General features: G+C 61.6%; 13 protein-coding genes and 1 tRNA gene. 6 read left to right on the plus strand and 8 right to left on the minus strand.

The window, feature by feature from the left end; genetic code table 11:
* Positions 1 to 298: 298 nt before the first annotated feature.
* Entirely contained in the window at positions 299 to 775 is a 477-nt protein-coding gene (locus DCO57_RS15065) for a restriction endonuclease (protein WP_116699738.1), read from the plus strand.
* Between the two features lie 239 nt (positions 776 to 1,014).
* Here the strand turns inward: DCO57_RS15065 and DCO57_RS15070 are convergent.
* Positions 1,015 to 1,104, minus strand: a tRNA-Ser gene (locus DCO57_RS15070).
* A 626-nt stretch (positions 1,105 to 1,730) separates the two neighbouring features.
* Between DCO57_RS15070 and DCO57_RS23320 the strand changes: the two genes are divergently transcribed.
* A complete protein-coding gene (locus DCO57_RS23320) occupies positions 1,731 to 2,243 on the plus strand; it encodes a hypothetical protein (RefSeq protein ID WP_133192687.1) in 513 nt (170 codons plus the stop codon).
* On the opposite strand, the gene DCO57_RS15080 is transcribed toward DCO57_RS23320, so the two are convergent.
* Positions 2,164 to 2,850, minus strand: coding sequence for a hypothetical protein (locus DCO57_RS15080; protein WP_133192688.1), 687 nt, complete (start codon positions 2,848 to 2,850; stop codon positions 2,164 to 2,166). The genes DCO57_RS23320 and DCO57_RS15080 overlap by 80 nt on opposite strands.
* Before the next feature lie 462 nt (positions 2,851 to 3,312).
* Between DCO57_RS15080 and DCO57_RS15085 the strand changes: the two genes are divergently transcribed.
* Complete coding sequence (locus DCO57_RS15085) at positions 3,313 to 4,050, plus strand: DUF930 domain-containing protein (protein WP_116699741.1); 738 nt, start codon at positions 3,313 to 3,315, stop codon at positions 4,048 to 4,050.
* Between the two features lie 377 nt (positions 4,051 to 4,427).
* On the opposite strand, the gene DCO57_RS15090 is transcribed toward DCO57_RS15085, so the two are convergent.
* Entirely contained in the window at positions 4,428 to 4,697 is a 270-nt protein-coding gene (locus tag DCO57_RS15090; RefSeq protein ID WP_208977965.1) for a sel1 repeat family protein, read from the minus strand.
* A gap of 548 nt (positions 4,698 to 5,245) precedes the next feature.
* On the opposite strand from DCO57_RS15090, the gene DCO57_RS15100 reads away from it, so the two are divergent.
* On the plus strand, positions 5,246 to 5,668 hold the full coding sequence (locus DCO57_RS15100) for a DUF2147 domain-containing protein (RefSeq protein ID WP_116699743.1): 423 nt from the start codon (positions 5,246 to 5,248) through the stop codon (positions 5,666 to 5,668).
* Between the two features lie 115 nt (positions 5,669 to 5,783).
* Positions 5,784 to 6,269, plus strand: coding sequence for a DUF2147 domain-containing protein (locus DCO57_RS15105; RefSeq protein WP_208977966.1), 486 nt, complete (start codon positions 5,784 to 5,786; stop codon positions 6,267 to 6,269).
* A 66-nt stretch (positions 6,270 to 6,335) separates the two neighbouring features.
* Here the strand turns inward: DCO57_RS15105 and DCO57_RS15110 are convergent, their stop codons facing one another.
* The 5 genes from DCO57_RS15110 to DCO57_RS15130 form a co-directional block, all read right to left on the minus strand.
* Positions 6,336 to 6,800 carry a GNAT family N-acetyltransferase gene (locus DCO57_RS15110; protein WP_116699744.1) on the minus strand — a complete coding sequence of 155 codons (465 nt, stop codon included), beginning with the start codon at positions 6,798 to 6,800 and terminating at the stop codon, positions 6,336 to 6,338.
* A 55-nt stretch (positions 6,801 to 6,855) separates the two neighbouring features.
* Positions 6,856 to 8,397 carry a glycosyltransferase family 39 protein gene (locus tag DCO57_RS15115; protein WP_116699745.1) on the minus strand — a complete coding sequence of 514 codons (1,542 nt, stop codon included), beginning with the start codon at positions 8,395 to 8,397 and terminating at the stop codon, positions 6,856 to 6,858.
* A gap of 377 nt (positions 8,398 to 8,774) precedes the next feature.
* Positions 8,775 to 10,256, minus strand: coding sequence for an Asp-tRNA(Asn)/Glu-tRNA(Gln) amidotransferase subunit GatB (gene gatB / locus DCO57_RS15120; RefSeq protein WP_116699746.1), 1,482 nt, complete (start codon positions 10,254 to 10,256; stop codon positions 8,775 to 8,777).
* A gap of 197 nt (positions 10,257 to 10,453) precedes the next feature.
* Positions 10,454 to 10,759, minus strand: a complete 306-nt coding sequence (locus tag DCO57_RS15125; RefSeq protein WP_116699747.1) for an EscU/YscU/HrcU family type III secretion system export apparatus switch protein — start codon at positions 10,757 to 10,759, stop codon at positions 10,454 to 10,456.
* Between the two features lie 12 nt (positions 10,760 to 10,771).
* Positions 10,772 to 11,866 carry a flagellar hook-length control protein FliK gene (locus DCO57_RS15130; protein WP_116699748.1) on the minus strand — a complete coding sequence of 365 codons (1,095 nt, stop codon included), beginning with the start codon at positions 11,864 to 11,866 and terminating at the stop codon, positions 10,772 to 10,774.
* Between the two features lie 982 nt (positions 11,867 to 12,848).
* Between DCO57_RS15130 and DCO57_RS23800 the strand changes: the two genes are divergently transcribed.
* Complete coding sequence (locus DCO57_RS23800) at positions 12,849 to 13,496, plus strand: DUF6455 family protein (protein ID WP_208977967.1); 648 nt, start codon at positions 12,849 to 12,851, stop codon at positions 13,494 to 13,496.
* Positions 13,497 to 13,516: the final 20 nt, after the last annotated feature.

Here is a 13,516-nt window from a genome sequence, read left to right on the forward strand (position 1 = left end):
TCTTCTGGAGCCCATAGGAAACATCCCTCCGGCTGAAGCGGAGGAACGATACTACGCCACGCTGGATCAACCGGCGGTGGCAGCATAACTTAAGCCAAACAGCCTCCGGCGAACCCGGCGCGGTTCAGACGGAAGCACATACTCAATCACAAATGCTGGCTTACAGTGGCTAGAAGGCTTTTCGGATCTTCCTGGAACGATTGCGAGTCCTGCGGCGCCATCGTCCAAACGAACGAGCGTCGCGCATGCTGCCAGAGCCCACAATGAAGAGCAGCTTGATGCATTCAAAACGCGATTGATGGAGCTGGAACCAGGCCAGTTCGAGCACTTCGTGAAAGCACTGCTCGACGCCATGGATTACGAAGATGTTCAAGTCACCAAACTCAGCGGCGACAAAGGTGTCGATGTGGTTGCGCGGGTCCAGTTCGGGATCACAGAGATCACCGAGGTGGTGCAAGTGAAGCGAACGGAAAGCACAATTGGCCGTCCAAAAGTAGATGAACTGCGCGGTGCGCTCCCTTACCACAAGGCCATTCGAGGAACGATCATCAGCTTGGGGAGCTTTGCGAAGGGTGCACAAGAAGGCGCATTGTTTGTGGGAGCGGCACCGATCACGTTGATCGACGGAAAACGCCTGTTGGAGCTCTGTACGAAGCACCAAGTGGGCGTGAAACGTCGCCCAGTGGAAATCTACGAGATTGACGAAGCATTCTTCCGAGAAAAATTCTCTGTAGAATCAGAGGTCACAGAAGACGGAACGGTTCCACTCGACTAACACTCAGGAGAAAGAGGCGTTCCTGTTCCGCTCGACCTATGAACTTTTACTGGAAACTAGAATCTGCAGCCCAGCGCTTTCTGTGTCTGTCAGAAAGTTAGTTTCGGTGTTTTATGATGGCAAACATCAGAACTCTACGCCTACGCTACCTTCAGCGAAATGTATCGCTAGGGCAGAAGATAGGGCAGATGTAAAGCCTATCTACAAGCACCTGATTCAATTGATCTTTTAAAGAAAAGTGGCGGAGAGGAAGGGATTCGAACCCTCGAGACCCTTCCGGGCCTACTCCCTTAGCAGGGGAGCGCCTTCGACCACTCGGCCACCTCTCCGGTCCGTTCCATTTAGAGGCGGAGGCCTTGGGAAGCAAGCCCTTTTTGGTCTGCGGCCGCTGTTTTCCACGTCCGGCGGGCGGATGTTTTCTCGAGACATACCGCGGCCTTTAAAGCCGGGTTCATTCCGGCTGTTTTTGCTAAAAACCGGCCCGCTTTCTTCAGGCGCCGTTTACGAAACGGAGAGGTCCAGGCGTGCAGATGCGGATCGGGACCGGATTTTTCACGGACTTGTCACGCTTGCCATGCACCACTTCACGTTGATCATGCCGCCGGAACCTGAGCGGACTGTTGACGTTTCCCGCGTTCCGAAACCCCTAGCGGCAACAAGAACCTTCGGAAAATCCGGTCCACCGATGGAACAATTGATAAACCAATTTGTTGGTAAATTATCCACTGGTGAATGAATTCATTACCGGTAACGGGAAAAGACGGGCAAGTAACCGGATGTCCCGGGAGGGTCGGCTGGTCGCGTGAGTTCGCCGGCTGTCGGGGAAACGGACGGCCCTGCCATCGCGATGCGGCCGGAGCCGGGACAGCGGGATTGTCTTGCCTGAAGCGCGGACCGGGATCCGCGCGCGGTTTCGAACAACAACAAGCTTCTGCAAAATGCGGAGGGTGATTGAGTGCACATCAAACGTATCGACCCGGCCAATATGAAGGGCCTGTCCGGTCAGCATATTCAGGAGCTCGAAGCGTTCCTCAAACATACGTCCGGCGTCCTGCGTCCGGGCATGCCGCTGTTCGATCGGGTGGTGTTCACCTCCGCGCAGGCCGACGGGGATCACATCCCGAAGATCGGCTATGTGGGCAAGAGCAGCTATATCCAGGACGTGATGTCCGGCCAGTTCGGTGCCGATTTCGCATCCGCGATCCGCAATCAGGATCCCCAGTTCGACGCCGCCGTGGCGGGAGGTTTCGCGCGGGCAGCCCAGGGTCACCGGGTTTGCGAACTGGTGGAAATGGAAGTCAGGCCGCCCGGCGCGCTCAAGGGCATTCCGGTCAGCTATTACCGGCTCATCGACCGCCTCTGGCTGGGCGCGCCCAGCCCGGTGCTCGTCAATCTGACTCTTCCGACACTGGCCCAGTTTCACGAACGTCAATTTTTGCAAGATAGAGTACATCTCTTGCAGAATTGAACAGGAACATGTCGTCCTGGCGCCTGTCCGGCGGAAGCTTGAGCCACTTCGTGGCATAAGGGTAAGTGTGCAGAGCGCCATAGACCTCGCCCAGGGACTTGCCCACCCTGTCGGCCCGTGCCAGGCCGACACTGGCGATGGCGCCGCGCCAGGTCACGAGTCCCAGATAGAGGTTCATTCTGGAAATCAGCGCCAGGCGTTCCAGCGACTTGCGCGCCGAAGCGTAGCCGGGCACGTTCAGCGCATCGCCGGAATAGATCACCTTGCCCTTGATCTTCATCATCGGGGGGCACTCCCACGACGGATCGACCGGAAACTCGCTGCCATAGATCCGCGCAAGCTGCGCCCTGTGGTAGTTCAGGTAATCCATGCCGCCGGTATCGAACAGCTGGCTGCAATAGAACGAGACCGGATTTCCATCCACCAGCGCGACATGACAAAAGCCGTTGTGCTTGTTGAAGTCGAAAAAACGGCTCTGGAAAAAGGGGGTGACATCCTTGCCGGCTTCGGTGAGAAGCGGTCCCACTTCCTCGAAATCGTTGAGGACCTGAACCGTGCAACCGAGTGCCAGAAGCCGCGAGCGGCAGGCAGAATATGCATTTATCAATGTTGCAATGTCGTCCGGCCCCAAGGAAAGTCCCCTCGAATCTGTGTGTCACAGGTTGGTATAATTGCGAGCGTTTAGAAATGGCAAAGATAAGTTTGCCAGCCGAATTCCGGCGGCATCCGGCTGATGACCTTCCGCGCCGCCATTGCGGCTACAAATTTATTTAAGATTTCTCAGGGAAATCCGGAAAATTTGAACAACCTCGCCCGATGGAACGGTGTCAGGCGACCTGAAAGGAACCGGTCCTCCGGCCCGCCGGTGGTGCCGGCAACCGGCCGGACGGGAGTGACGCCTCCCGTCGGCACACAGACTGCGCAACCTGACTGTGACCGGGAGCAGGGTCAACCAGCCATGACTTGCAGGGCAGAGCGCCTGCATCCGCAGGAGCGCACGCACCATAAATCCGACACAGTGTCCGGTCTGAAATCCTGACCGGAACTGCCGGGAAACAGGGGCGTATCTGTGGGGACCGCGGAACGGACATTTGTCAACAACCTGGTCGCGGACAGGTTTTCCTGGATCTGCGCAATCTGGCTCCATCTGCTGTTTTTCGCGCTTCTGAGCAGTCAGGCGGGGCGTGAGCGGACCGCCCTCCCCGCCCCCGAGCCGATCTCTGTCGAAATCATCGTTCAGCCCTTCCCCGTTCCCGAAGAACCGCCGCAGGCGCGCGAAAGGCCCGAGGCAGGAAATGCAGAGGCGCTGTCGGCGGCACCGGATCAAGGCCCCGCCGGGCCGACGGGCGCCCGCGAGCGGGAAACGATGCCAGGCGAACCGCCTGCAACCGGCGCCCCACGCGAAGAGCCCTCTGAAAGCGGCTGGGTCGTCGCCAGCGGATTTTATGCGGGAGATGTGTTGAGCGATCCGCGCTCGGCCCAGGCCCGGCAGGCGCTGACGTCGGTGACGGGAGACGACCGGATCGACCAGCTCTGCGCGCTGGAAGCCATGGAACAGGTCCGCCACAGTCGGCCGGGGTTCCGTCCGACGCGGGTCATGCCGCATGCCCGGCGCAATTCATTCCGGAAAGACAACCTGCTGCTTGCCCCCGCGGGTGCGCTGCGGAGCAATCGGATCTGGTATGAAATAGCCTACAGATGCCGGCTGGACGCCGGCGGTACGGCGATCATCGGTTTCGAATATGCGCTCGGCCCGCCGATCGTCCGGACGCTTTGGGACGAGCTCGGCCTTGCCCCGATCCACTGATTGCGGAAAGAAGCCTTCGTTCCGGCAGGCAGGCAGGGGTCCGACGCGATCCCGGGCAGTTTGCGGCCGCGTCAGACCGGACGATGTCGTTTCATTCTACCATCCGACAGGAACAAGCACCTGTTCGGCCGCAACGGAAGAAGGCTCTTCAGGGAGCGTGTCGCAGAACGATGAGAACCATCGATCAGGACGCGCGACGTGGCAGAACACTCTTCAGTTGCGGCCTTGCGCGACCTGTACCGGCCTGGCGGACAGCGGTGCGTGACCCGAACGACCAGCCAGACCGTTCCCCGCACCGCTTCCCGCCGGAAAGTCGGGCCAAGTCCCCGGACAGGTGCCTGTTCCTGTCGGACGATATGAAGCAGCCTTTGCCGGCCTCAATGCATCGAAAGCCATTCGCGAGCGGAACGCTGGGCTTCCGCGATTTCGGCCGGGCTCATTTCTCCGGAGATTTCCTTGCGGTAACGGACAGCTTCGCTGTTGCCCTTCAAGGCGGCAATGTTGAACCATTTGTGCGCGGTCACAAGATCCGTACTGCCGTGACGGCCGCAGGCGCTGTCCAGTCCCATCTGGAACAGGATATCGGCAGTTACCGGCTTTTCGCCCATGATGGCCATATCGGCCGAATGCATTTCAAAACGAGCCATAACGCTCCCCTTTCAATCTCTGTAAGACTTCCCTGGAGCACCCGGTGTTCCTGCGAACACAGACGAGATGCTCCACACCCCGTTATCGATCTACACATCCCGCATCCGGATTGGAAAACCGGGACATATACTGATCTAGAAACGCAAGCTTTTGCGAAGCTTTCCCTGTCGTTTCTTGAAAACTACTTGATCACCGGCACTTAAACGGCCAGTTAAAATGTAAGTTTAACGTAATGAGAACAAAATTTTAAATAAGTCTGAAATTCATATTTCCGTAAGCATGTGATTTCAAATTTCTCTTATAAATCAATAGCATTATCCGAAAAATCGACAGATACGATCAAGGTTTTGTTCACCATGGATTCGTTTCCCGGAAAATAGCGGCCGGGTTTCCGCCTTTTGCGATGGCGATGACGCCGGTCCGGAAACAACAGGACCAAATGTGTAAAAACCCGGCCTGCTGACGCCACGACACGGGTTTTCAGGCCTTTGCCAAGCGGATACATTACCTTTCCGTAAACGGAAGGTTATCCGTATTGGGAGGAAACATGCTGAAATCTGTTTTGACTGCCGCGATCGCCGCGGCCGGGTTCCTTGCCGCAGCGTCGGCGGGAGCGACCGCTGCCGACGCCCGGGGGGACTGGGTGCGCGCGAACGGGGCGTCCAAAATCCGCATCACCTCCTGTGGCAACGCGCTCTGCGGCAAGCTGATCTGGCTGCGCACGCCCCGCAACGACACCAAAAACCCGGATACCGCAAAGCGCGACAGGCCGCTGCTCGGCATCGACATCGTGCAGTCCATGAAGCCCACCGGAAAAGGCGGTCAGTGGAAGGGCAAGGTCTATAATGCCGAAGACGGCAAGACCTATACGGGTTTCATCGCCCTGGAAGGCGCCGAAAAGCTGAAACTCGAAGGCTGTGTCATGGGCGGGCTCATCTGCAAGGGGGAAACCTGGACCCGGGCGCAATAATTCTCTGGATTACCATCCGGACCGCCAACTCCTTGCACTGCGGACACAGCCCCGTCGCATTTGCCGGAAAGAAATTGTAGCGTAGTTCTTTCCAGCGCTGCGGCGGGGTGATTTCGTGCAGATTCTTTCCTTTTGTCTTTCGTCGACCACCGGCCCTGTCGGGCACACCGGAAGGCTCGTTCGGGCCGGTCTGATCGTTTCCGGCCTCCTTTTCGCAGGCGGGCACGCTTCGGCCGCTCCCGATATCAACGGCTCCTGGCGGACCCCGGCAGGTGCGGTGATCCGCATAACCGATTGCGGCAAGGTTCCCTGCGGCAAGATCGTGGACTTCAAACCGCCCAGAGGCCACACGGTTCAATCGACCCGGGACAGCAACAACAAGGATGCGTCCAAACGCAACCGCAAGGTTCTCGGTCTCAAGGTGCTCTGGCGCCTGAAGCCGGAAAGCAAAAGCTGGAGCGGCCGTGTCTACGATCCCCGCCGCGGCTTCAGCGCAAATGCCAGCGTTCGCAGGAAGAGCGCGTCCGAGCTGGAAGTCCAAGGCTGCGTGCGTGTGGTGTTCAATGTCTGCGAAAAGGAAATCTGGCGGAAGGTGAACTGACCAGACTGCTGGTTTCCAGCGCTATCCGGGTTGCCGGAACCACGTCGTCCGGAGGCATCGTCTCCCTCACACAAGCATCTTCTTGTAGCCCAGATGGCTCTGATCGTAGCCGAGGCGCTTGTAGAAATGGTGTGCGCCTTCCCGTTCCCTGTTGGACGTAAGCTGCAGCAGGCAGGCGTCCGCCTGTCTGGCGAGTTCCTCGGCCTTGTCCAGCATCAGGCGGCCGATACCGGTTCCGCGCTGGTCCAGGCGCACATGCACGCTTTCCAGCTCCACGCGCGGGCGGCCCTGGAAGGCGATACCCTTCAGGAAATGGATCTGGAAGGTGCCGACCACCTCACCGTCGCCATTCAAGGCCACATAGATATCGGCTTCCGGTGCAGCCCGCAGGGCGTCGAAGGCCGGACTGTAGTCCTGCCAGCGCTCATATTCCCTGCCCCGCCGCGCGCTCGTTGCCCCGGCATTGATGACAGCCACGATTTCGCGCAGATGTTCGGGGCGGGCTTTTTCGATCGTGATTTCGCGGCTCATGGCTCCCCCGCAGTTCTAGCCTGTTCAGGTTGGATCGAGGCTGTCTGTGCGGCCCCTATTGGCAGATCCGGCTGGCGGGATCGAGCTCCGCGACGCCCCACCAGGTGGTTCGCCAGCCGGGTGACTTCCAGAGATGTGGCCAGGAGCCGGTCAGATAGCGCGCGGAGACCGGGGCCTCCGCCGGCCAGAACGCGGCTTTTGCGAAGCGGGTCGCCGCCGGCACATCCGGCGCGCGTTCCCCCTCTTCCCAGACAAAGAAGCATTTTCCGCGCGGCGGGGTCCTTGCCGGGATCGCCTTGGTGACAACGCGGGCGTCCGGGAAGAGGACACGCAGGTTCCCGCCCGTGTAGCCGTCTTCGGCGATCAGCGTCGCATTCGCGGCGCCCAGCGCGCCGAGCGGTGCTTGCAGGTCCGCGTAAGGCTTCATGTGCCGGCATTTGCCGCCGCACCAGAAACGGTCGGGCGCGAGAATGCCCGGCACGCGGGCGAAAAAGGCAACAGCCACCAGGGCCAGCACGATGGCGCCAAGCCAGCGCCACTGGCTGCGGAAGCCGAAACGCTCGAGATCGGCGAACAGATAGACCGGCAGGAGCAGCAGCAGCGGATGCATGTGCCGTTCCTTCACATAGGTCGCGCCGGTCACGAGGATCAGCAGAGCCGTCAGGAGGATCATGAAGAGGACTGTTCGCCCGCATAGTCGCCCGACATCGCTGACCTGCGGCAGGAGCGGCTTCCTGCGGCCCAGATAGCGGGGCCAGAACAACAGCAACAGCAGCGGCACCAGTGGAACGGAGAAGCCGATCAGCCCGAAGGCCAGCTTGCCGAGCCCCTCGCCCGCGCGTGCGACATGGGAACTCTGTGCCGTGACCCCCATGGTCTGGGAGACGGAGGCCAGCAGCGTCAGCCCCTCGCTTGCGATCCACCAGGCATAGGGACTGTAGACGAGCGCGGCCGCGGCCGGGACAAGCAGAAGACCGGCAGTCCGGAGCCTCGGGCGCCAGTGGCTGTCGCTCACTGCGGCGGCAAACAGGGCCAGCACGAAAATCGGATAGGAATGCTTGCCGAGCAGACCGGCACCGGCACACAGGCCGAAGAGGAGATAAAAACCCAGCCTGCCCGTCTCCAGCGCCTTGACGAACATAAAGGCGCTTGCCGCACAGGCGGTCGTCAGCACCACCGTATGGGTGACGCCTTCATGCAGGTTCCAGCCGAACTGGTAGTAGAGCGAATAGGAAAAGGCGCATAACGCGGCCAGACGCGGATTGGAAACGGCCTTGCGGGCGATCAGGAACAGAAACAGCGCGGCAACTGAAATCAGGCCGTATTTGACGAAAAGCGCCGCCCAGATGGTCGGTCCGAAGACCTGCTGCGCGGTGAAGAGCAGCCATTCATACAGGGGCGGCTGGCGCAGCATGTAGCCCGGCTCCAGCGTCTGCACGAGCACGGTTTCGAACATGTCGTCCGTGCCGAGCACGGACGTCGACAGCGCGCGCAGCAGGAGATGGGCCAGACCCCAGGCGGCAACGACCGCCCAGACGCCGAACGGTGTTGCATAGAAGGGCGTTCTGGCGGGAAGGGTCTTTTCGGCGGAAATCATGAGCCCCGAAGCGTGGTGGAACGTCTTTCAGCCGTTTAACCCATTTGCCGGGTGTTTCCTAGGCCCGGCCTCAGAAATGAAGGTGGAATGGATTGGGTGAACCGGTCTTTCCCCAGGAGCGAACGCGCAGTAAACGGAGGGCATCTCCATGCCCTTACAGCGCTGCTGAGGAACCGTTCAATCTCAATTCTCCGGGACACGTAATCGCTTCACACCGCCCCATCAGCGTGCCTGAGCCCCGCTCCGCGCTCGCTCCTGAGGCGGTTTCGCCTTAATTTATGAGGTCACACCCAAAGGCGTCTGCGTCCATTCGAACGCAGACGGCACCGGGTTTCCGGACCTGCCGAACCTTTGCCGCCGCGTGAAGGCGGGTGCGGTTACTCCAGGCCGATCTTCTGCTTCAGCATGTCGCTGACCGCCTGCGGGTTGGCCTTGCCCTGGGACTGTTTCATCACCTGGCCGACAAACCAGCCGAGAAGTCCGGGTTTTTCCTTCGCCTGCTCGACCTTGTCCGGATTTGCGGCGATGATCCCGTCCACGATCGTCTCGATCGCACCGAGGTCGGTCACCTGCTTCATGCCGCGCTCTTCGACGATTTTCGCCGGGTCCCCGCCTTCGCTCCAGACGATCTCGAAGAGGTCCTTGGCAATCTTGCCGGAGATGACGCCTTCCTTGATGAGATCCACGATGCCACCCAGCTGGTCAGCGGAAACCGGGCTTTCGGAAAGGTCATGCCCCTCCTTGTTCAGACGGCCGAAGAGTTCGTTGATCACCCAGTTGGCCGCGAGCTTGGCGTCCCGTCCCCTGGCAACATTCTCGAAGAAATCGGCAGAGGCCTTTTCGGCCACCAGAATGTCGGCGTCATAGACGGACAGGCCATAGTCGGCGATGAAGCGGTTCTTCTTGTCGTCCGGCAGTTCCGGCAGATGCCGGGCCAGTTCGTCGACATAGTCTTGCGTGAATTCCAGCGGCAGCAGGTCCGGATCCGGGAAATAGCGGTAGTCATGCGCTTCTTCCTTGGAGCGCATGGAGCGGGTTTCGCCTTTCACCGAGTCGAACAGGCGGGTTTCCTGATCGATCGAACCGCCATCTTCCAGGATAGCGACCTGGCGGCGGGCTTCATATTCGATCGCCTGACCGACGAAGCGGATGGAGTTGACATTCTTGATCTCGCAGCGCGTGCCGAACTCCCCGCCCGGACGGCGGACGGAAACGTTGACGTCCGCCCGCATGGACCCCTGGTCCATGTTGCCGTCACAGGTACCGAGATAACGCAGGATGGTGCGCAGCTTGGTGAGATAGGCCTTGGCCTCATCCGCGCATCTCAGGTCCGGCTTGGAGACAATCTCCATCAGCGCGACGCCCGAGCGGTTCAGATCGACGAAGGACATGGTCGGATGCTGGTCATGCAGAGACTTGCCGGCATCCTGCTCCAGATGCAGGCGCTCGACGCCGATCTCGACCTGTTCGTCCGGCATGTCGAGCAGGACCTTGCCCTCACCGACGATCGGCTGCTTGAACTGGGAGATCTGATAGCCCTGCGGCAGATCCGGGTAGAAATAGTTCTTGCGGTCGAAAACGGATTTCAGATTGATTTCCGCCTTGAGGCCGAGGCCGGTGCGGATCGCCTGACGCACACATTCCTCGTTGATCACCGGCAGCATGCCGGGCATGGCCGCATCCACAAAGCTGACATTCCCGTTGGGGTCCTTGCCGAATTCGGTCGAGGCACCGGAAAAGAGCTTGGCCTGGGACGTCACCTGGGCATGAACCTCCATGCCGATCACGATTTCCCAATCGCCGGTCGCGCCCTTGATGAATTTCTTCGGATCGGGTGTGCGTACGTCGACAAGCGTCATGTTCGTCAAAAATCCTGTTCTGTTCCTGTCTGCGCCCGTTTCGGCAGCGGGGGAAACATTGCTGCGGTGCGCATTTCCAGCCGAATGATGCCTAGTCGGGAATTGCCCTGCCTGCAAGGTTTTCCTTGTCAGGATAAGCAGCTTTGCCAAGATTTTCCGATCCCGGTCCAAGGCGCACCGGGCGGTCGCGGCACATTTCAGCCCTCTTCGGACAGGCCATCCGGGCGCGGGGGATGCTGCGCCTGGCCCGTGCGCATGATGAAGCCGATCAGGACGGCCACGGCCTGATACAGCTCGATCGGAATTTCCTGGTCGACCTCGATCTGCGACAGGGCCTCGGCCATCATCGGGTTTTCCTCTATGGGAACCCCGGCCTTGCGCGCGACCGCCTCGATCTGCTCGGCAACCGTGCCTGCGCCCTTGGCGGAGACCAGAGGGGTGCCCTCCTTGTCATACTGAAGGGCAACAGCGAGCTTCTTTCCGGGTGTGCTTTTTTCCGTCACGTGTCTTTCCCGTCAGGATTGCCGGTCGATCAGAGCGCCATATCTGGCAGCGGTCGCAGGCGGCAGCCCGCGGATCAGCCTGAGTTCCTTCAGGTCCAGACCGGCATCCGCGAAGGCCGCCTCCATAGTATCGCGAACGGCGTTCAACTGGTCGAAGGTTTCCCGGCGATCGACCCAAAGACTGGCGTAGGTGCCCCCCCCGCGCAGGCTGATCGCCGCTTCGAGCGGGCCGGTTGCCGTCAGATCCATGGCAAACCGCAATCGCCATGCGGGCTCCGCGTCCTCTTCCCCGTCCTGTCCGCCGCCATCCCGGCCGATCTGCATCTGCATCACCGCCGTCTCCTGGCCCAGTGCAAGGGGAAGATCGAGCACAAGCTCCATGGGGCGCCCTGCCGACTGCGGGCGTTCGTCACCGGCAAGGCCCGAATTGACCAGCTGCGTCAGGCGCATGCGGGCAAGCGCCGAATCCGTTTCCTGAAGCAGCGACTGGAGATTCTGCGGCGTGTTTCCGGCCCAATACCCGCTCGCCCCCTGTTGTGCCTGGCCGCGCGGTGCCGCATGCCGGGACGGGGCCGCCGGTTGCCCGGCAGGGCGGGTGACCTGTGCCTCGGCTCCCAGTTGCTGCAACAGGCTCTTCAACGAAAGCAGCGCGGACTTCAGATCCGGAAGGGGTTGCGGACCGCCGCCGTCCGGTCGCAGCAGCTGTGCTTCCCGGAACTGTCCGGACAGGCGCACCGCCTGCTGGAGGTCCTTTCCTCCGGCGGTGGCCGGGTTCAACCTCAGTCCCAGAATTTGCTGCATGGCCTTGGCGACCGTATCGGGGAGAGAAACCTTGCCGGCGGCCTGCGCGTTCATCAGCGCCCCCGCCTGGGCAAAGAGCCCGCCGAGACCGGCCTGCTGCTCGGCGAGCGGCTGGCGCACCACGGCCGCCGCCTGCTGCAGCGCGGTTCCGCCCGTGGAAACAGAGTCCCCCGCCGGACCGGTCTGTGTGCGGGGTCCTCCGGTGGCCGGATAAGGCTGTGCGGGAATGGCGCGTGCGAGCGGTGTATCGGGCAGTGCACTCCGGAGGGTGGCGGCGGTTGCGGCGGGACGGTCCGGTCCGCTCACCCGGGTTTCGTTCCCGCGAACGACGGACTGTAGCTCTGTCTGCCCCCGGCCCGTTTCGGAACCCGCAGACACCGGGGTCGGGGCGGTTCCCGGTCCAGCCGGGCCCCCTTGCAGGGGCTGCCCGGCGGCAGGCTGCACACCGATTGTCGAAGCCGGCGCCGAAGGTGCCGTTCCCGGCCCGGAAAGCTGCCCGGAACCGGGAGCCGACGCCCCTTGTGGGCCGGAGCCCGGACTGACAGCGCTTCTGGAAGGCAGGGGCGGCGAAGCGACGGTCTCCGATGGGGCGCCTGTCTGCGGGACTGTCACCGATGCCGGCGGCGCCTGGCTCCCTGACGGAGATGGCAGGACGGTCCCGGCGGACGTCTGCCCGGAAGCGGAAGGAGGGCCTGAAGTCGCGGGGGGCGAAACGGGCTGCCCGCCGGCGCCCGTTGCCGCAGGCAGTGGCGTTGGCCCGCCCGACACGGGGACAGAGCTGCCCTGTCCGGACACAGCCGGCGCGGAGGGCGGAAGCGCCGGACTTCCAGCTGATACACCTCCAGCAGATGCAGACGCCAGACCGCCCTGCGGGCCGGGAGCCGGAGGCTGCCCACCCGCCGTTGCTCCTCCCTGAGGCGACGTCGCCGTCTGCGGAGCGGTGGCGGATCCCGTCTGACCGCCGGGCATCGAAGCGGCTGCGGGACGCGTGGAACCGGGGACGGCTCCCCCGGCCCCGTCCTGGGTGGAGAATGTCTGCACCAGATGGGTCAGCGCCGGATCGGAACGCGGAACAGTCCCGCTTCCCGCCGCTTGCGGAGTACCGGCAGGCACGCTCCCTCCGGCTCCGGGCTGGTTGCCCTGCGGCACGGGAGGAAGCTGTTCGGACCGGGGCGCCTGTGTGGACGCGTTCGATAATGTAATACGAATTTCCGGCTGCAGTTTGCTGCCAGACACCGTGACGGTGACATCGGCTCCGGGGGGGAGCGGAGCGGAGGCGCGCAGCTCGATGCGTGCGTCGGCCGTCGCCAGACGGATGACGCCACCCGGGAGATTAGCCTCCACCCTGGCCTTCATTTCCGTTCCCGGCTCCAGCCCCTGGGCGGAAGCACTGCCGCCCACCCCCTGGGAAACCGGCAGCGCAGTCACCGTTTCAACCATCACACCAACCCCTGGCGGTCCGCACAGTCAGAGAATCGCAAGCGGTGAGTATGGCCGGTTTGGGAATGCTTGCCCATACTTGACACGGATCAAGGCCTGGCCAATCCGGATCGTGCAGGTTTCGCCGATAGTCGGGCAAACCGGCAGAATACCCGCCTGCATGCAGTCTTCCCAGGTTTCCATGCGAATGCGGGTCGATCGTACGGATTTACATTCCAAATCCGTCCGGGAGAGGAGAACGACTGTGAACTGGATGGAGCGCCTTAACGAACGCGCGCAATTGATGGGCAGGATGATAGAGACCATCGGAGCAATGAAACAGGACAGGAGCAGTGCGCAGACAGATCTGGCGCTGCGCTCCGCTGCCATTCGCTGCATAAGATGCACGCATACGGAAACCTGCCGGAAGTGGCTGGAGGAACATCCGGAGGGCGCCGAAAAAGCCTTGCCGGAATGCCCGAACGCTTCCCTTTTCAACAGCTGGATCGATGACTGAGTTCCATCGCGGCAGATGCA

Origin of the sequence: Labrenzia sp. 011, assembly GCF_003075075.1 — a bacterium.
In the GTDB taxonomy this organism is placed as follows: domain Bacteria; phylum Pseudomonadota; class Alphaproteobacteria; order Rhizobiales; family Stappiaceae; genus Roseibium.

Coding starts and splice junctions, on each gene's coding strand:
- DCO57_RS15090 (WP_208977965.1), bottom strand. CDS start 4,697: ATGGCTCGTTTTGAAATGCATTCGGCCGATATGGCCATCATGGGCGAA.
- DCO57_RS15065 (WP_116699738.1), top strand. CDS start 299: ATGGAGCTGGAACCAGGCCAGTTCGAGCACTTCGTGAAAGCACTGCTC.
- gatB (WP_116699746.1), bottom strand. CDS start 10,256: ATGACGCTTGTCGACGTACGCACACCCGATCCGAAGAAATTCATCAAG.
- DCO57_RS23800 (WP_208977967.1), top strand. CDS start 12,849: ATGCGTGCGTCGGCCGTCGCCAGACGGATGACGCCACCCGGGAGATTA.
- DCO57_RS15100 (WP_116699743.1), top strand. CDS start 5,246: ATGCTGAAATCTGTTTTGACTGCCGCGATCGCCGCGGCCGGGTTCCTT.
- DCO57_RS15115 (WP_116699745.1), bottom strand. CDS start 8,397: ATGATTTCCGCCGAAAAGACCCTTCCCGCCAGAACGCCCTTCTATGCA.
- DCO57_RS15110 (WP_116699744.1), bottom strand. CDS start 6,800: ATGAGCCGCGAAATCACGATCGAAAAAGCCCGCCCCGAACATCTGCGC.